At 70.4% G+C, this 17,106-nt stretch carries 16 protein-coding genes; 2 read left to right on the top strand and 14 right to left on the bottom strand.

Annotated features, from left to right (window positions below; translation table 11 throughout):
• Positions 1-42 precede the first annotated feature (42 nt).
• Positions 43-1,557 carry a carotenoid oxygenase family protein gene (locus tag C6A87_RS01370; RefSeq protein ID WP_311115637.1) on the bottom strand — a complete coding sequence of 505 codons (1,515 nt, stop codon included), beginning with the start codon at positions 1,555-1,557 and terminating at the stop codon, positions 43-45.
• 83 nt (positions 1,558-1,640) lie between these two features.
• Between C6A87_RS01370 and C6A87_RS01365 the strand changes: the two genes are divergently transcribed.
• On the top strand, positions 1,641-2,231 hold the full coding sequence (locus C6A87_RS01365; protein WP_311115636.1) for a helix-turn-helix domain-containing protein: 591 nt from the start codon (positions 1,641-1,643) through the stop codon (positions 2,229-2,231).
• On the opposite strand, the gene C6A87_RS01360 is transcribed toward C6A87_RS01365, so the two are convergent.
• The 11 genes from C6A87_RS01360 to C6A87_RS01310 form a co-directional block, all read right to left on the bottom strand.
• Complete coding sequence (locus C6A87_RS01360; protein ID WP_311115635.1) at positions 2,204-3,199, bottom strand: AbrB family transcriptional regulator; 996 nt, start codon at positions 3,197-3,199, stop codon at positions 2,204-2,206. The genes C6A87_RS01365 and C6A87_RS01360 overlap by 28 nt on opposite strands.
• Before the next feature lie 59 nt (positions 3,200-3,258).
• A complete protein-coding gene (locus C6A87_RS01355; RefSeq protein ID WP_311115634.1) occupies positions 3,259-4,581 on the bottom strand; it encodes an MmgE/PrpD family protein in 1,323 nt (440 codons plus the stop codon).
• Between the two features lie 3 nt (positions 4,582-4,584).
• The gene (locus C6A87_RS01350) at positions 4,585-5,952 is read right to left on the bottom strand and encodes an MmgE/PrpD family protein (RefSeq protein ID WP_311115633.1); all 1,368 of its coding nucleotides are present in this window, start codon (positions 5,950-5,952) and stop codon (positions 4,585-4,587) included.
• A complete protein-coding gene (locus C6A87_RS01345) occupies positions 5,949-7,211 on the bottom strand; it encodes an MmgE/PrpD family protein (RefSeq protein WP_311115632.1) in 1,263 nt (420 codons plus the stop codon). Before C6A87_RS01345 ends, C6A87_RS01350 begins: the two co-directional genes overlap by 4 nt.
• A complete protein-coding gene (locus tag C6A87_RS01340) occupies positions 7,208-8,587 on the bottom strand; it encodes an MmgE/PrpD family protein (RefSeq protein ID WP_311115631.1) in 1,380 nt (459 codons plus the stop codon). Before C6A87_RS01340 ends, C6A87_RS01345 begins: the two co-directional genes overlap by 4 nt.
• A 61-nt stretch (positions 8,588-8,648) precedes the next feature.
• Positions 8,649-9,401, bottom strand: a complete 753-nt coding sequence (locus tag C6A87_RS01335; protein WP_311115630.1) for an SDR family NAD(P)-dependent oxidoreductase — start codon at positions 9,399-9,401, stop codon at positions 8,649-8,651.
• A 25-nt stretch (positions 9,402-9,426) separates the two neighbouring features.
• On the bottom strand, positions 9,427-10,974 hold the full coding sequence (locus C6A87_RS01330) for a tripartite tricarboxylate transporter permease (protein ID WP_311115629.1): 1,548 nt from the start codon (positions 10,972-10,974) through the stop codon (positions 9,427-9,429).
• On the bottom strand, positions 10,974-11,444 hold the full coding sequence (locus C6A87_RS01325) for a tripartite tricarboxylate transporter TctB family protein (RefSeq protein ID WP_311115628.1): 471 nt from the start codon (positions 11,442-11,444) through the stop codon (positions 10,974-10,976). Before C6A87_RS01325 ends, C6A87_RS01330 begins: the two co-directional genes overlap by 1 nt.
• Before the next feature lie 10 nt (positions 11,445-11,454).
• Positions 11,455-12,459, bottom strand: a complete 1,005-nt coding sequence (locus C6A87_RS01320; RefSeq protein ID WP_311115627.1) for a tripartite tricarboxylate transporter substrate binding protein — start codon at positions 12,457-12,459, stop codon at positions 11,455-11,457.
• A gap of 302 nt (positions 12,460-12,761) precedes the next feature.
• Positions 12,762-13,577, bottom strand: coding sequence for an IclR family transcriptional regulator (locus tag C6A87_RS01315; protein WP_311115626.1), 816 nt, complete (start codon positions 13,575-13,577; stop codon positions 12,762-12,764).
• A 51-nt stretch (positions 13,578-13,628) separates the two neighbouring features.
• Complete coding sequence (locus tag C6A87_RS01310; RefSeq protein ID WP_311115625.1) at positions 13,629-14,369, bottom strand: GntR family transcriptional regulator; 741 nt, start codon at positions 14,367-14,369, stop codon at positions 13,629-13,631.
• A gap of 344 nt (positions 14,370-14,713) precedes the next feature.
• Between C6A87_RS01310 and C6A87_RS01305 the strand changes: the two genes are divergently transcribed.
• Entirely contained in the window at positions 14,714-15,397 is a 684-nt protein-coding gene (locus tag C6A87_RS01305; protein WP_311115624.1) for a GntR family transcriptional regulator, read from the top strand.
• 9 nt (positions 15,398-15,406) lie between these two features.
• On the opposite strand, the gene C6A87_RS01300 is transcribed toward C6A87_RS01305, so the two are convergent.
• Both C6A87_RS01300 and C6A87_RS01295 read right to left on the bottom strand, forming a co-directional pair.
• The gene (locus C6A87_RS01300) at positions 15,407-16,228 is read right to left on the bottom strand and encodes an aldolase/citrate lyase family protein (RefSeq protein WP_311115623.1); all 822 of its coding nucleotides are present in this window, start codon (positions 16,226-16,228) and stop codon (positions 15,407-15,409) included.
• Positions 16,225-17,106: a hypothetical protein gene (locus tag C6A87_RS01295; protein ID WP_311115622.1), complete on the bottom strand. Its 882-nt coding sequence runs from the start codon at positions 17,104-17,106 to the stop codon at positions 16,225-16,227. Before C6A87_RS01295 ends, C6A87_RS01300 begins: the two co-directional genes overlap by 4 nt.

Here is a 17,106-nt window from a genome sequence, read left to right as displayed (position 1 = left end):
CTTGGCCATAGTTGACAGGTGTCAAGAGCGTGCGGGTTTCCCTCAGGCCGGGCGCGCCGAGAAGTTGCCGTGGAAGCCCTGCGGGACATGACCGGTCAGCTCGGCGGTGGCGAGCGGCCCGCGCGTCGGGTCCGCCGCATCGAGGATCACCAGCCGCGACGTCTGCCGGGCGGCCTGGTACTCGACGGTCAGCAGCCACCCGTCGTCCTCAGCGACGCCGCCGGGCCGCGGGGTGAACACCGGCTCGCAGAAACTGTTCCCGGGCTCGCCTGCGGTATAGGTGAGTTCCCGCCGGTCCACCAGATCGAGTTTGGTGACCGAGTCGTAGAACGCGCCCAGACGCACGCGGGTGTTGACGTAGGCGTACCGGTGCGGGCGGCCTTCGTGGGCCGGATGATGGCGCGGGAACTCACTCGGGCTGTCGCTGAGCGGCTCCGCGCTGACGCGACCGGCGGCGGTGATCCGGAACCGGGTGAACGTTGACGGGGCGTCGGCGAGCGAACTGGTGTGGAACCGCGCGATGCGTTCCAGCATGCGGCCGTCGGCGTAGGTGATGGCGTCGACCACGACGTCGCCGCGGTCGTCGAACGCGTTGCTCAGATGGAACTGCAGCACCGGGTCGTGGTCGATGCGGCGGACCTTTCCGCCGTCGCGGGGCACCAGGATGAAGGTGCTGCCGCGTTCCGGGCGGTACCGCAGGGTGTCGCCGATCGACGCGCGTCCCAGCGCCACCGACATCGCGTCGGGAATGATCGGCGAGACCAGGAACACGACATGGCGTTCGGTGATCGCGAAGTCGTGCACCATCGCCGGGTACGGCAGCGGCGTCGACCGGAAATGCCGCAGCCGCCCGCTCCGGTCGGTGCGGTAGATGCGCAGATGGGGCCGCGGTGCCAGCTCCACGCCGAAGTTGAACATCGCCCCGCTGCTCGGGCAGAAGCTCGGGTGCGCGGAATAGGTTCCCAGCCAACGCAATCGGCCACCGAACCGGCGCACGCCAAGGGTGTCGAGGGTGTCCCGGTCGATCTCGTGCGGCGGACCGCCCTCCCAGAGTGCGTAGAGGTGGCCGGCGTGCTCGACGACGTTGGTGTTGGCCAGATTCGGCGGGATGCGGCCGATGTTGGCCCGCCAGCCGCCCGGCGCCGCGGTGCCCATGTGGCTGACGCCGGAGCGGCCCCGGAAGTGCGCGGTGCGCACGTACCTGTTCCGGTACCGCACGCCGGTGGAATCGATGGTGAACGCCGAGAGCATGCCGTCGCCGTCGAACAGATGGTGCAGCGGCCGACCGGTGTGGTCCTGCCACCGGCCGGGGCCGTTGCGGTACAGCGTCCCGGTCAGCCCGGCCGGGATGGCCCCGCCGATCTCCTCGACCCGGTAGTCGGACTCGACGGACTGCGGCTCGCTGACGCCGAGGCTGCTCAGATCCTCGGGCGAGAACGCCGCCAGCCGGCCCAGCGCGGCCCGCCGCTCGGCCTCCGGAAGAGCATCGAGATAGTGGCGCAGCGAGGGCAGCCGGGCGAGATCGATCGACGGTTCCACCGGCGATGTCGTGGTCACCGCACCCCCCTCTGAGACTGATATGCAAATTAGTCTCAGTCGGGGGGTTCGTCAACGCCCGCTCCTGCGGTAGAAAGCCAGTGATGCCTTCCACCCGGTCGTTCGACGCGATGCTGCGCTCCGGCGTCGAACTGGTTGCCGCCGGCGGCCTCGACTCCCTCACGCTCAGTCAGGTGGCGGCGCACGCCGGCGTCTCCCGGGCCACGGCCTACCGCGAGTTCGGCGACAAGGACGGATTCATCGGGGCGCTGGCCCGGCACGAGATCGCGGCGATGCTCGGCGCGGTGAACGCCGACATCGACGTGACCGCGGAACCGGCGGCGCTGGTCGCGTCAGTCGTGGTGTCGGCGCTGCGGTATCTGCGCGCCCACCGGGCGTTCACCTACATCCGCGATCACGAACCGCACTGGCTGCTGCAGGCGGTGCTCACCGTCGGCGACGCGCGGATGGATCTGGTGCAGACCGTCGCGGCGGTCGTCACACCGGTGCTCACGGTCGACGCGGCCCGGTTGCGGCTGCCGAAGGTGCAGGCCGCCGAGGTGATGGTGCGGGCGGTGCTCTCGCACACCCTCGTCGAAAACAGCACGCTGAGCGATCATCAGGTGGGCGACGCGGTCGCGCACGCCGTCGTCGAGCGGGTCCCGGCTCAACCTGACGCACGCCGCCGGAAATAGGCGGCCAGGAACGGCGCCAGCGCGAGCACGATCAGCATCCGCAGGATCTGGGCGGCCGCCACGAAGGTGACGTCGGCGCCGAGCCAGGCCGCGGTGCCCATCACCGCGTAGATACCGCCGGGGGTGGTGGCCAGGTACGCGTCCAGCGGGGTGGCGTCGGTGGTCAGGGTCAGGATCCAGCCCAGCCCCGCGCAACCCAACAGGGTCACCGCGATGGTCAGCATCGCGATCGGCATCATCCGGCCGATCGACCGCAGGCTCTCGACGGTGAACTTGAGGCCGACCTGCAGCCCGATCGCGAGGTAGCCCAGCCCCGCCACCAGCACCGGCACTCCGGCGCCGGAGAAGTACGGCACCAGGGTCAGCGGCGCGGCGAACAGCAGCGGGCCGAGCAGCGCCGGTGACGGCAGCCGCACCAGCTTGCCGACCAGTACCCCGCCGACCAGTGCGATCGCGACGAACGGCAGGTCGACGTGCCAGTCGCCGCCGGTGGCCGCGAGCGCGTCGCCGACACCGTGTGCGCCGAACACGACGGTGACCACGACCGGCAACGTCAGCAGCACCACCAGCAGCCGCAGGTACTGAAGCACCGCGATCACCCGCGAGTCCGCCCCGAGATCGTCGGCCATCGCGGTCAGGCCGATGGCGCCGCCGGCGATCGACGAGAACGCCGCCGTCGCCGGGCTCGCACCGCGGCGGGTCAGCAGACTGCCGACCAGCACACTGACCAGCAGCGCGAAGCAGGAGATGCCCAGCACGATCAGCCAGCGGGTGCCCAGTCCGGCCAGCGTCTCCCAGTCGATCATCGAACCGACGATCACGCCCACCACCGCCTGCCCGGCCTGGAACCAGGACCCGGGCAGGCGCAGCGGGGCCGACGGGCGGGCCAGCGCGTAGATCAGTGCGCCGACCAGCCCGCCGAACAGCATCGGTGTCGGCAGGCCGACGGCGACGAAGCCCGCCGACACCGCCGTGGCGACGAGCGCCAGCTGCAGCCAGCGGCCGATGACGGGCGAAATCGGTGCCCCTACCTGGCTACCGCGAACAACTCAGCGGCCGAGCCGATCTCGTCGATCCGCCAGGCGGTGTCCCACAGCCGGCCCGGGTCGTCGAGACGTTCGGTCAGCCGAAGTACCTTGTCCCGCAGCTGATCGTCGGTCATCGGCGCCGCTGTGCTGCCGGTGGCGTGCTCGACGGTGTGGGCGATGGTGCTGCCGTCGTCGAGGGTGGCGGTCATCCGGCACGAGTCGGCGGCCAGAGCGCCGTCGAGGCTCACGGCGACCAGGCCGCGCACCCGGACGACCTGCGGATCGAGCGCGGCGTCGTCACTGAACTCCGCCGGGCCTCCCGCGCCCCGCACCAATCCGACGGCGAAGCAGTGGTAGACCGAGAACTTGCTCTGCAGGCCGGTTTCCGGCTCGGTGACGCCCATGACGTCGAGCACCCGCGGATGCACCTCCAGCGCCACCGACGCGACGCGCGCCGGGTCGATGCCCTGCGCGCGCAGGAAGACGCCGGCGTTGATCACGGGATGGCTGACGATGCCGCAGCTGTACGGTTTCAGCGCGTTCTGTTCGACCAGCCAGCGGGAACCCAGGTCGTCCACCGTCGACCAGTCCGCGTCGTCGGCCATCAGGGCGGACATCCCGCGCCGGCCGGCCAGCGGCTCCACCGGACCGGTGAATCCCTGCTGCGCCAGCAGCGCCGCCTCCACACCGGTTGCGGCCGCACGGCCCACCTGGAACGACTTGGTCATCGATCCGAGTTGTTCGGTGTGGCCGGCCGCCTGCGTGGCCGCGATCGCGATGGCGTGCGCGGTCTGCGCCGCGTCGAGCCCGAGGACGCGGGCGGCCGCACACGCCGCACCGACGGGGCCGGTGGTGGCGGTGACATGCCAGCCGCGGTCGAAGTGGCTGGGCCACAGCGCATCACCGATCCGGCTGGCGACCTCCACGCCGGCCACCACCCCGGCCATCAGCGTGGCCCCGTCGGCACCGGTGAGTTCGGCGGCAGCCAGCGCCGCCGGGACCACCGGCGCACCGGGATGCAGGATGCACGCCAGGTAGGTGTCGTCGAAGTCCTCGACGTGGGCGGTCAATCCGTTGACCAGGGCCGCCCACGGCGGGGTCAGCGTCTCAGCGCGACCCAGCACCTGGGCCGGGCCCGACAGGCCGAGATCTCCTGCGGCGGCCACCGCGGCCTCGGCCGCCGGGGTGTGCGCCGCGCCGACCGACAGGCCGATCACGTTGGCGGCGGTCCTGCGGGCGGCCGCCTGGGCGGAGGCGGGTACGTCGGTCCAGTTCAGTCCGGCGACGAAAGCCGCTGTACGGGCGGTGATGTCCGAGCTCATGGGTCAGTTGCCTTTCGTGTCGGCGGCGGCCAGGGCGGAGAACCAGCCGCGCGCGCCTGCTGCGGCGGCGACGGCCCGGGAGGTCTCGACGATCTCCTTCTCGCGGCCGGGCAGGGTGCGTTCCACCAGAGCCAGGACCTTGCGATCCAGTTGGTCGTCGGTCAGCGGCGCCTCCAGGCTGCCCCGCGCGTTCTCGACGGTGCACTTCTCGGTGCTTCCGTCGGTCAGCGTGACCGTCAGATGGGCGGTGGCACGCGGGATCTCGGGATCCGGGATCAACTCGACCCTGGCCCGCATGGCGATCAGCGCCGCCGAGCGCACGTAGGCGTCGTCGTAGGAGCCGAGGTCGACGGCGCCGCCGAGCACGCCCGCGGCCACTCCGTGCACGGTGGAGAACCGTGCGGCCAGCCCGTCGCCCGGATCCGGGTTGCCGGTCAGCTCCACCACCAGCGGATGGCACCGGACCTCGACACGGTCGATCTCCCGTCCGCCGACCGCCTGGTGCAGCCGCTCGGCGGCCTCGATCGCGGGATGCGTGACGATGCCGCACGGATACGGTTTGTAGGTGTTGGACAACAGTTCCCACCGCTCGCCCCAACCGTCGACGAGCAGGCCGGGGTCCAGTTCCGGGGCCATCACCGCGAAGTAGCCGCGGGGGCCGTCGAGCGCCGACGGCGATGCGTCGAGGCCGCGGGCGGCGGCCGCGGCGGCCACCAGCCCGTTGGCGGCGGCCTTGCCGGGGTGCAGCGGCTTGTTCATCGTGCCGAAGCCCTCGCGGTGACCGATCGTCATGCTGGACGCGATTCCCAGTGCGCGGCCGGTGGTCTCGGCATCCAGTCCCAGCAGCATGGCCGCGGTGGTGGCGGCGCCGAGCGATCCCACGGTCCCGGTGATGTGCCAGCCCGCGTCGTAGTGCGACGGCGACATCGCCACCGCGACGCGCAGTTGCAGCTCGATGCCGACGGCGAAGGCGCGCAGCAGTTCGTCACCGCTGCGGTCGGGCAGCAGCTCGCCGGTGCTGCGGTCGCGCATCCAGCTCGCCCCTAGTGCGGCGCCCAGGGTGGCGGCTCCCGGGTGCACCACGGTGGCCAGGTGGGTGTCGTCGAAATCGTCGAGATGAGCGGCGAATCCGGTGATCAGCGCAGCGGACGACGGATCGAAGGTGTCGGCGCGTCCGGGTACCGGCGCATCGCCCGGGGCGCCGCTGTGCCGCATCCCCGCGGCGACGATGTCGGTCTCGGTGGTGGCCGCGGCACCGATCGTCGTTCCCACCACGTTGAGCAACGAGCGCACCGCCTCGGCGCGCACCTCCCCCTCGACACGGTCGGCAACGGCGAGCGCCTCGGCGGCCAGTTCGGTCAGGTCGATCATGAAGCATCCTTCTGTGTCGGCGGGGTGGTCGTACCCCTGAGTAGGCCGGCGATGTCGCCCCAGCCGGCCGCCAGTACGGCGTCGGCTTGGTCGCCGGCACAGTCACGTACCTTCTGCGCCAGTTCATCCCGGGTGACCGGGCGGCCGGGCGCCCCCGGCGGGATGTCGATCGACCCGGTGAGCTCGCGCCCGTCGGTCGTCGTCAGCGCCACCCGGACCTCGTCCTCGAGAAGGCCGTTGCCGCCTGGTGCGACGTGCACGGTCACGCTGCGGGTCAGGCGCGCGACCTCGGGGCGGCGCACCGCCGCGTCGGAGAAGCTGTCGAATCCCGGTACCCGGTCGGTGACCGCGACGGCCACCGCGTGCTCGAGGCAGAACTTGGCTTCCAGCCCGGAGGTGGGCCGATGGTGCACCAGAGGCTGGATCGCCGATTCGGTGACCCACACGTCGATGCGGTCCACCTGATCGGATTCCAGTCCGGCGGCCAGTTCCGAGGTGCAGGCGATGGGTCGCTGCAGCGCGTAGCAGCACGGGTACACCTTGACCGCCAGGCCGCCCGGCACCGCTTCGGGCGAGTCGAGCGCCAGGTCGAACGGTGGCTCCGAGACCAGGGCCAGCCAGGCGTCCAGCACCCGCGGGTCCGCGCTCGCGCCGTGGGCCACCAGGTCGGCGGCGCGGATACCCGCTTCCACCGCCAGGCCGACCTGAATCGCCTTGGCGTCGCTGCCGAACGCGCGCTGCACGCCGCCCGCACTCGAGACGGCCAGCGCCATCGCCCTGGCCGTGTCCTCGGCGCTGAAGCCGCGCGCCGTCGCCGCCACCACGGCGGCCGCCATCGGTGCGGTCGTCGACGTGGCATGCCAGCCCCGGGAGTAGTGGTTCCAGCCCAGCGCGCTGCCGATCCTGGCCATCACGCCGGCACCGGCCAGATACGCCCTGGCATCGCCGCCGACCGCGGCCGCCGCGGGCACGCACACCGTGCTGATGTGCGTGGTCGACGGCAGGTGCAGGTCGTCATAGTCGACGACGTGGGCCTGTGCGGCCCACCTCGCCGGCTCCGGCAGACCGGCGGTCACCGTCAGCAGGGGATGGCCGGTCGCGGCCAGCGCGACCGCCACGGTGTCGACCAGCGCAATCCCGGCGAGGTCGAGATCGGCCTGGCTGGGCTGCAGTTCGCAGGCCCACCGGGCCAGCGCCGCCGCGGTGGTCGGCACGCCCGGCGCGAGTTCGGTGCTCGATGTCATCGCGGAACTGGTCATCGGGAGACCCGCACTGTGGCATCGGCGGTCAGCATCGCGGTGACCTCGCTGATGTCGGCGCAGTTCTCCAGTGTCCACAGCCGGTCCATCAGGTCGGCGGTGGCAGCGGAACCCAGAATCGGTTCCATCAGGTCCACGGCCTTGGCGGTCACCTCGTCGTCGGACATCGGATCATCGACGGTGCCGCGGACGGCCCCGACGTAGCGCTGCCGGGTGCGGCCGTCGCGCAGGCTGACCGTGACGTCCGCGGTACGCACACCGGCCTTCTCGGGGTCGGCCACCAGCTCGGTGCGCCCCCGCAGGGCCATGATCGTCGGATCGGTCATCCGGTCGTCGTCGTGCGCCATCGCGAAGGTGAACGCGCGGTCCACCAGGGTGCCGGCCACCAGGTACTGGCAGTTGATGTCGGGCATGGACCGGTCGTCCACGACGCGGCACAGGTCGTGGGGCAGCACGATGCGGATCCCGGTGACCTGCTCCGGGTCGATCGGCTCCTCCTCGACGAGTTCCAGCATCGCCTGCACGGCGGCCTGCGCCGGGGAGCCGACGGCGAACTTCTTGATGTTGGTGTGCATGATCTCGTAGCGCTCGCCGAGCCCGTCGGCGAGTTCGTCGCGGCGGACGTCGTCGGACAGCGCGTCCAGGAAGTTGGGGACGCCGCTGAACACGTCCGGCACCCCGTCGCAGCCGGAGGCCACCATCGCCGCGGCGCGGACGCCGTTGGAGGCGGGCATGCCTGCGAAGACGAAGGCCTTCTCGACGTGGTTGGGGTCGCGCACCCAGCTGGTCACACCCGAAGCGCTCTGTGCCGCATAGGACAACGCGTGCCGCGCCTGTTCCTCGCCGAGCCGGTACAGCGAGGCGGCGGTCGCGGTGGCGCCGAACAGCCCGCAGTACGCGTGGGTGCTGCGGCCGCTGGATTCGGTGTTCAGCACCGGCTTTCCGAGGCTGAGCACCACTCGGGTGCCGACGTCGTAGCCGGCGGCCACCGCGCGCAGGATCTGCTCGCCGCTGCTGCGCTGCAGGTCACCGACGGCCAGCGCGGCGGGCACCACCGCACAGCCGGGGTGGCTGATCGAGCGGGCGTGCGAGTCGTCGGTTTCGTCGGCGTGCGCCGACATCCCGTTGGCCAGTGCGGCTTCCACGGCCACGGTGCGCTGACCGCCGACCAATACGCTCGGACCTCCGGCGCTGCCTGCGACATAGGCCAGCGCCCGCTTCCCGGGCGGCAGCTGCGCCCCGGAGACCATCGCGGCGACGGTGTCGATGATGTGGTGCTTGGTCTTGTGGATCACCGCGGGCGGCAGCGGGGTGTCCGCGGTGGCACTGAGGTACTGGGCGAGTCGGCGGGTCGGTGTGCTGATATCGGCAGCCATCTGTTGGTCCTTTCGAGGGTGTGCGGGGTGCGGAGCGCGGCTCCTGGAACCGGGGGCCGACTCACATGTAGGCACCGCCGTTCACCGAGATCACTTGTCCGGTCACGTATCCCGCGTCCGGACCGCACAGGTAGGACACCGCGCCTGCGACATCGTCGACCGATCCGATCCGGCCCACGGGGTTGCCATGGTCGCGCAGGTGCCGGTAGTGCTCTGCTGCCACGCCTGCGTCGCCGAGACCCGGGCGTCGTTCGGTGTCGATGTGCCCGGGGGACACCGCGTTGACGGTGACCCCGGTGCCGTCGGCCTCGTGTGCGCACGCCTTGGTCAGCCCGATCAGCCCGGCTTTGGCCGCCACCACCGGTACCCGGCCGGCGGCGCCGGACTGCCCGGACATCCCGGCGATGTTGACGATGCGGCCCCAGCCCCGCTGCTTCATCTGCGGCAGCACCGCCTGCGTGGTCAGGAACGCACCGGTCATCACGGTGGACAGCACCGCGTCCCAATCCGTCACGGGGATTGCCTCGATCGGCCCGTGCGCCCGGATGCCGGCGTTGTTGATCACGGCATCGACGCCGCCCCAAGCACTTTCGACCTCACCGACCAGGTGCGTCACGTCATCGGGGACTCCGATGTCCCCGGCGAACCAGCGCACCGATCCCTCGGCCGCCCCTTCGGCGAGGGTGGCCGCGGCTGCGGCCACCCCGGCTTCGTCGCGCCCTGTCAGACAGACCTTCCAGCCGTCGTGGAGCAGTCGACCGGCGATCGCCAGCCCGATGTTGCGGCTGGCGCCGGTCACGATTGCGGCCCGCACGGGGCCTCCTTTCTGGTTGTGTCGCTCAGCTGTTCTGCTGGGCGGTTTCGCGCGCGGCGGGCTTCTTCTCGGCCCGGCCCTTGCGCAGGCCGGAGAAGGCCATCGCCGCCAGTGCGGCCACCAGTAGTGCCCACAGGATGTTCACCACGATCGAACCGAAGAAGTAGCCGGGGCCGTCGGCGAGCTGCAGGCTGCGCAGCAGGTACTCCTCGGCCAGCGGCCCGAGGATGATGCCGAGGATCAGCGGGATCACCGGATAACCGTTGAGCCGCAACAGAAGACCGATGACGCCGAAGAACAGCGCCAGCCCGACGTCGAAGATGGAGTTGCGGATCGCGTACACGCCGACCATCGACATGAACAGCACCGTCGGCACCAGGAAGGACAGCGGCACCTTGGTGACCGAGGCCAGCGGCCCGGCCAGCAGGACGCCCAGCGGCAGGATCAGGATGCTGGCCGCGATCAGCGCCAGCGCGACCGCGTACACCTCGGCGCTGTTGGTCTGCAGCACCCGCGGCCCGGGCTGGATGCCCTGCAGGTAGAACGCCGCCAGCACCACTGCCATGGTGGCGCTGCCCGGGATGCCGAGCGTGAAGGTGGGGATCAGGCTGGAGCTGGCGACCGCGTTGTCACAGGCCTCGGACGCGATGATGCCCTTGTGGCTGCCCTTGCCGAACTCCTCCGGGGTCTTGGAGCGCCGCTTCTCGAACGAGTAGCTGATGAAGTTGGCGACGGCGGCGCCCAGGCCCGGGATGATGCCGAGCACGACACCGACGGAGCTCGCCCGCCCGACCGCACCGGGCTGGCGCAGCGTCGCCTTGACCCCGTCGATCGCGTCGCGGGTCTCCTTGCGCAGACCGCCGGGCGTCATGGCCTGCTCCTTCTGGCGCTTCTGCATCAGGGTCGAGCCCACCAGCATCAGCATCTCGCTGATCGCGAAGACGCCGATCAGGGCCGCCAGGAACGGGATTCCGTCATAGAGCTGCAGCTCGCCGAACGTGTACCGGGTCTCGGCGGTGGCGGGGCTGACACCGACCACTGCGAACATCAGGCCCAGCAGGCCGACCATCAGCCCCTTGCGCGCCGAGCCACCCATCAGCGAGGACGCGACGACCAGGCCGAGCACGATGATGGCGAGCATCTCCCTGGCACCGAACTTCAGTGACAGCGCGCCCAGTGGCTGCAACAGGAACAGGACGAAGAAGCCGCTGATGACGCCGCCGAGGACCGATGCCATCCGGGCGATGCCGATGGCCAGCCCGGCCTGTCCCTTCTTGGCCAATGGATAGCCGTCCAGGGCGGTCACCGCGGAGCCGGCCTCGCCGGGCACATTGAACAGGATCGCCGGTACCGCACCGCCGAACTGCGCGCCCGCGTAGATGCTGACGATGAGCACCAGCGAGTTCTCCAGCGGCAGCGTGATCGCGAACGGAAGCAGCAGCGCCGCGGTGTTCGAGGTGCTCAGCCCGGGCAGCACGCCGACGATGAAGCCGACGGACACGCCCACCACGAGCCACATCAGCGGGGCCGGCTGCATCAGCAGCCCCAGTCCTGCGGTGATGTTGTCCAGCATCAGAATCCTCGGGCCAGTGGTAGCGGGACCCCGATCACGATCGAGAACAGCACGTAACCGAGCGCGAGCAGGGTCAACGGAAAGAGAATGAGCACCAGGGGTTTTCGCACGCCCATGATCCACAGACCGCCGAGGATCAGCAGACCCGCGGCCGGATAGAAGCCGATCGGTTCCACCAGCCAGACGACCAGGGCGACCAGTGCGGTGAAGCCGACGACGCGCCACGCCACCAGGCGGCCGTACTCGGGGTCCGGCTCGTCGTGGGCGGCGCGCTCCCGGATGTCGGCGATCATGCTCCAGAGCCCGACGATCAGCAGCAGCGCGGCCAGCGCACGCGGGTATCCCTTGTCGGCCGGATTCAGACCACCCGACATCATCCAGGCCAGCGCGCCGGTGATGACGGCGATGCCGCCGGGCGCGGCGGCGAGGATGCTCCTCGCCGCCGCACTACCGGCGTGCTGCTCCGTCATCGCGAGATCGTCAGCCGGAGAAGGCATTCGGATTGCCACTGAGGAGCTCTTCGATCTCGGTCTGGGACTGCTCGGCGAGGTCCTGCAGTTCGTCGGGGCTCAGGTAGGCGACCTTGGTCTCCTCGCCGAGCTCGCTCAGGGTGGCGAGGTATTCCTCGTTCTCCAGCGACGCCTTCAGGCCGTCCACCAGCGCCTGATACCGCTCGGGATTCTTGTCACGGCATTCGGCAGACGCGAAGAGCGCGTAGTTCGACGCGTTGGCCGGCAGCTCGACATCGAGGGCCTCGTTGATCGGCGGGGCGTCGTTGGTGACCTCGGGCCATTTGTTCTCCGGCTGGCTGACGGCCAGCGCACGCGAATCATCGGCGATGGCAAGGCTGTTGAACACACCGGCGTGGGTGGCATCGACCTCGCCGCTGACCAGCGCGGTACGCGACGGCCCACCACCGTCGTAGCCGATGATGTTCAGGTCGATGCCGAGATCGCGCTCCATCTGCAGCAGCGCGATGTAGTTGTTGCTCTGCAGGTCCGACACACTGATCTTGATCTGGCCCGGGCGCGCCTTCGCGTCGTCGACGAACTCGCCGATGTTCTGCCACGGGGCGTCGTTGCGCACGCGGATGACGCCGGGTTCGATGCTGATCCCGCCGACGGGGGCGAAGCTCGACAGGTCGTAGTCGACGGCCTGGGTCATGTACGAGAACATCAGGTGCGGCACACCGTGGGTGACGATGGCCGAGCAGTCCGCGCCGTTCGTCAGCATGGTCTGGGCGCCGATCGCGTAGCCGCCGCCCTCCATGTTCTCCACGGTGGCCGTGGCGCCGAGCGCCTTGCTGAGGAACGGCTCGAGCTGGCGGGTGGTGGTGTCGAATCCGCCGCCGGGGGCGCTGGAGACGATCCAGCGGATCTTGCTGCCCGAGAAGTCGGACTGCTCGGACTCCGAGGCGCATCCGGAGAGCGCCAACGCCGCGACGGCGGCCCCGGCGAGCATCGTGCGGGTCATGTGACGTGTCATGTGATTTCCGATCGACTGTGATCTGGGTCAACAAGGAGCTTAATGGCCGTACATTTGCGATAGCAAGGGGGCCGGGCTACTTTTTATTTTGTGGATACTGGCTGTTCAGCGCACACATATGCCGTGTTTCCGGCCGCTGCAGCAATGCGGAATTGGTACTGCACTTTGTGCGCGCCGCCGCGCTGGGTCCTCACCATCACGCTCAGGCGAGTACCACTTTCCCGTCTAGCGGGAAGACAATCCGTACAGCGGGAAACCTTACGGCTGGGCTAACTCCAGTGTCAAGCGTCACATAGCGCGGGTTATGCGGGCCCTGCCACGTCCGGACCGGCATATCCCAGGTTCGCGGAGATGTCGGCGGCTGCCGCGAGGATCGTCGGCAGGGTCCGGTGCATCCAGTCCTCGGTCACCCTGATCGCCGGCCCCGTCACGCTCATCGCGGCCACCACCGCGCCGGTGAAATCGCGCAACGGTACCGCTATCGAACGGATACCGGCCACCCGCTCCTCGAACGAGAACGTGTAGCCGTCGCGCCGGATCGCCTCGATCTCGCGCACCAGCGTGTCGCGATCGACGACGGTGCTCGGGGTGATGCTCTCGAACGGGCCGGCCAGCACCGACGCGATCGTCTTCTCGTCGCAGTAGGCCAGCAGCAGCCGGCTGGGCGCGCCCTGGTGCAGCGGGATGAACCGGCCCCACTCGGTGTAGGTCCGGCGCAGCGGCTGGGTGCTCTCCACCTGGTCGATGACGTAGCGCCCGCCGCCCTTGACCACGTGCAGCCCGACGGTCTCGCCGGTGACGTCCCGCAGCCGGGTCATCACCGGACGGGCCACCGCGGCCACGTCGCCGGTGTCCCGGGCGGCGGCGGCGAGCTGCAGGATCCGGGGACCGAGTGCGTAGTTCGGCCCGACCTTGGACACCAGGCCGTGGGCACACAGCGAGGCCAGCACGCGGTGCGCGGTGCTGGTGCTCAGCCCGGTGGCGCGGGCGATGTCGCTGACGCCCAGGCTCAGCCGGCCCTGGGTGAACACGTCGAGCACGGCCACCGCCCGGTCCACGGCGGCGATGCCGCTGCGCGGCGAGAACGTCGGGTCGCCGCTGTCATCGGTGGGTGGCATCGGTTGTCCCCTGTTCGATTTCGTGCATGTTCGGTGCCTGCCCGGTGGCTGCTAGGCGCGGGTGCGCCGCAGGCTGGACCGGTAGCTGTAGAGAGAGGTGACGAACCGGCTCACGGCCAGTTCCACGGCTTCACCGGTGATCGTGCGGTACATCCGGTCGATGCGCAGCATGGGCTCCTCGGGTTCGCACTCGGCCGCGGCTGCCACCCGGGCGTCGGCCAGCGCCACCGAGATGGTCTGGTCCGCGCCGCCGATCGGCTCGGCCAGCAACGGGTCCAGCAGGCCGATGATCGTTCGGGAACTGCGCGCACCGCGCTGCACCTCGGGAGCGGCGGCGATCAGCGCGCCGATTGCCGGTGGCAGGTACACGTCGGTGACGCAGAACGGAACCCCCTGGTGCAGCCGCCGGAACGACACCGTCCACGTGACGTCGCTGGACAGCCCCAGCCGGCCTGCGGCCTCGATCTCCACCCGCCGCGCCAACGGGGTGAGCACCTCCATGTCGGTGTCGACCGACAGGCTCATCAGGTCCTCGACGGTGCCGAAGCGGCGCAGATACTGCGAACCCCCACCGGCGGCGAAGGTGCCGCGGCCGGGAGTCCTGGTCACCAATCCGTCGGACACCAGTTCCTGGTAGGCCCGGCGCACCGTCTGCCGGCTCACGCCGTACCGCCTGGCCAGCTCCGCCTCGGTCGGCAGCCGCACCTCGCTGTCCGCGGCACGCAGCACCGCCTGCCTGAGCTCCTCGGCGATGCGCTGGTATGCCGGTCCGGCATTCGATTCCAGGGTCATCCGACCTCACGTCCTCCCCCGGTCCGACGGCCGTTGCCCGGGCGCCGCCCGGGCGCCACAGAAGAGCGACACCGCTAACTTCTCCCGCGATATGTACGCATCCCGGGCCACGAATGTCAATGGCCGCCCGTCCCGCCGCGCGCGCCGCACCCTGCCGCTCCCGAGCCAGGTGAGGGCCATGATCGACGTTCGGCAGCCAGCACCGGGGATGCGGCCAGCGCGGCGGCGCGGACCGGTCGGCACCACTTTGTACCTACATTTAGCCGGGTCACGACGGCCGGTGCCCGATGGTGTCCCGCGCCTGACTTGAGCCTCCAGCGAAGAAAATTGTCTATATTCGATCAGTGACGACGGCAGGCGGCAGCGGGCGCAAACGGCAGCCGATCCTGCGGCTGAGCGATCTCGCCGCCGCACATGTCCGGGAGCTGATCGTGTCCGGACAGCTGCGCGCCGGGGAGTTCATCCGGCCCGAGACCGTGGCCGACGACCTCGGTATCAGCGCGACGCCGGCCCGGGAGGGCCTGCTGCTGCTGCAGAACGAGGGCTTCCTGACCGTCGAGCCCAGGCGCGGGTTCTCGGTGACCGCGCTGTCCAGCGAGGACATCCGCGACGTCTACGCCGCACAGGCGCTGCTGGGCGGCGAGCTGACCGCACGCGCGGCGCGGGTCATCGACGCCGACCGGCTCAGCGAACTCGAGCAGATCCAGGCGGAACTCGAACAGGCGGCCGCCGACAAGGATTACGACGCCGTCGAACGACTCAACCACCGGTTCCACGAGACCATCTACCGGCTGGCGGGCTCACGCAAGATCCGCTGGCTGGTCAAGGCCACCCTGCCTTACTCCCCCCGCAAGTTCTTCGCCGCGGTGGAGGGCTGGCCCGAGGCCTCCGCCCACGACCACCGGGCCATCATCGAGCACCTGCGCGCCGGTGACGAAGAGGCGGCCAGAACCGCCATGGCACAACACATCCGGAATGCAGGCGCGCTGCTGGCCGACCACCTGGCCGCGCGCGGCACGCTGGGCTGACCGCTGCGGTCAGGCCGCGCCGGCGATCCGCAGGATCCGCCGGGCGCGTTCGACCACCGGCACGTCGATCATCTGACCGTCCAGGGCCACCGCCGAACCGTCCCCGGCTGCCGAGACCACCTTCTGCGCCCATTCCACCTCGGCGGCCGACGGCGCCGCCGCCGCGTGCACCGCGGCGACCTGGGCCGGATGGATGCACAGCTTCGCGCCCATACCGAGGCGGCGGGCATAGCCGAAATCGTCTGTCACCGAATCTGGTTCGGTGAAGGACCGGGTGACACCGTCGATCGGTGCCGCCAGCCCCGCCGCGGCCGAGGCCGCCACCAGCATCGAGCGGAACGTCAGCAGAGCCTCCCGGTCGTCGGGATCCACCCCGAGCTGGTTGGCCAGATCGATGCTCCCGAACGCCAGCCGCACCACGGCACCGACCGCACAGAGCGGGCCGAGGGCGGCCAGGGCTGCAGCGGTCTCGACCAGCGGCACCACGGGCGCGCCCGACGTCACCTCGGCCAGCCGCGCGAGGTGCTCGGGCCGCTCGGCCTTGGCCGGCATCGTCGCGGCGCCGAGTCGGCCGACCATCGCCAGATCCTGCTCATACCAACGGGTGTCGGCGGCATTGATACGTACCAGTGCGGCGTTGCCGTCGGCCAGCCACGACTCGACATGCCTGCGGGCGGCGTCCTTGTCGGACGGGGCCACCGCGTCCTCGAGGTCGAGGATCACCACATCGGGTTGTGCGGCCGCGGCCTTGGCGAAGCGCTCGGGGCGGCTACCCGGGACGAACAACAACGAGCGCGCGGCCCGCACCGTCTCGGCCGGCAGCACCGTCATCCGAAGGTCGCCCGCGCGGTGGCGTGCAGATTGCCTGCGCCCGACACCAGTGACAGCTCGGCCGCCGAGCCGTCGGCGTCGGGGGTGCCCTGGGCGCGGAACACGTCGCCGACGAAAACCGGCCGCATCAGCCTGAACTGGAACCCGGTCAGCGGGCGCTCACTGCGGGCCCGGGCCAGCTCGGACATGTACAGGGCCAACAGCGGACCGTGCACCACCAGCGCCGGGAAGCCCTCGACTCCGGTGGTGTAGGCCTCGTCGTAGTGGATGCGGTGGGCATTGGCGGTCAGCGCGCTGAAGCGGAACAGCAGCACCGGCCCCGTGGTGGGGCACGCTGACCACGGAGCATCCTGGGGTGCAAGGGGTTCGGTGACCCGCGTGAAGGAGGTGCTCGATTCGGCCTCGCTGCGGTACACCAGGTCGTGTTCCTCGGTCAGGCGGTGCTCGCCGTCCTGCTCGTAGCGGTAGCCCACGGTCACGAACAGCAGCTCACCGGTCTTGCCGTGTTTGACCTTGGTGGACAACACCTCTGCGTGCCGGGTCGCGGGACGGCCCAGGACGAGCGGGCTGTGCACGGTCAACCTCGCGCCGGCGAACATCCGGCGCCGGTGCGGGATCGGCGGCAGGAAGTGGCCGTCGCGTGGGTGGCCGTCGACGCCGAGCTCCGCGGTCGGCGGGAACTCGGTGAAGTAGACCCACTGCCACATGGTGGGCAGCTCGTCGCCCGGCTGCGGCACGACGTCGAGATCCAGGGTCGCCGCCAGCTCGGTGGCGCGCCGCGCATCCATCGCGTCGGTGGTGCTGACCGGCTGCGGATGCCAGTCGGCGACGAACCGTTCCAGGCCCGTGACAGACTCCGCTGTGGTCCCTTCGGTCAT

Source organism: Mycobacterium sp. ITM-2016-00317, assembly GCF_002968295.1.
In the GTDB taxonomy this organism is placed as follows: Bacteria; Actinomycetota; Actinomycetes; order Mycobacteriales; family Mycobacteriaceae; genus Mycobacterium.
Note: the sequence above shows the minus strand (reverse complement) of the source record. Positions and strands in the feature narration are given on the sequence as shown.

What these genes read in the sequence shown, in the direction of transcription:
- C6A87_RS01365 (WP_311115636.1), top strand. Translation starts at nt 1,641, where the DNA reads ATGCCTTCCACCCGGTCGTTCGACGCGATGCTGCGCTCCGGCGTCGAA.
- C6A87_RS01355 (WP_311115634.1), bottom strand. Translation starts at nt 4,581, where the DNA reads ATGAGCTCGGACATCACCGCCCGTACAGCGGCTTTCGTCGCCGGACTG.
- C6A87_RS01350 (WP_311115633.1), bottom strand. Translation starts at nt 5,952, where the DNA reads ATGATCGACCTGACCGAACTGGCCGCCGAGGCGCTCGCCGTTGCCGAC.
- C6A87_RS01345 (WP_311115632.1), bottom strand. Translation starts at nt 7,211, where the DNA reads ATGACCAGTTCCGCGATGACATCGAGCACCGAACTCGCGCCGGGCGTG.
- C6A87_RS01340 (WP_311115631.1), bottom strand. Translation starts at nt 8,587, where the DNA reads ATGGCTGCCGATATCAGCACACCGACCCGCCGACTCGCCCAGTACCTC.
- C6A87_RS01330 (WP_311115629.1), bottom strand. Translation starts at nt 10,974, where the DNA reads ATGCTGGACAACATCACCGCAGGACTGGGGCTGCTGATGCAGCCGGCC.
- C6A87_RS01325 (WP_311115628.1), bottom strand. Translation starts at nt 11,444, where the DNA reads ATGACGGAGCAGCACGCCGGTAGTGCGGCGGCGAGGAGCATCCTCGCC.
- C6A87_RS01320 (WP_311115627.1), bottom strand. Translation starts at nt 12,459, where the DNA reads ATGACACGTCACATGACCCGCACGATGCTCGCCGGGGCCGCCGTCGCG.
- C6A87_RS01315 (WP_311115626.1), bottom strand. Translation starts at nt 13,577, where the DNA reads ATGCCACCCACCGATGACAGCGGCGACCCGACGTTCTCGCCGCGCAGC.
- C6A87_RS01310 (WP_311115625.1), bottom strand. Translation starts at nt 14,369, where the DNA reads ATGACCCTGGAATCGAATGCCGGACCGGCATACCAGCGCATCGCCGAG.
- C6A87_RS01300 (WP_311115623.1), bottom strand. Translation starts at nt 16,228, where the DNA reads ATGACGGTGCTGCCGGCCGAGACGGTGCGGGCCGCGCGCTCGTTGTTG.
- C6A87_RS01295 (WP_311115622.1), bottom strand. Translation starts at nt 17,106, where the DNA reads ATGACCGAAGGGACCACAGCGGAGTCTGTCACGGGCCTGGAACGGTTC.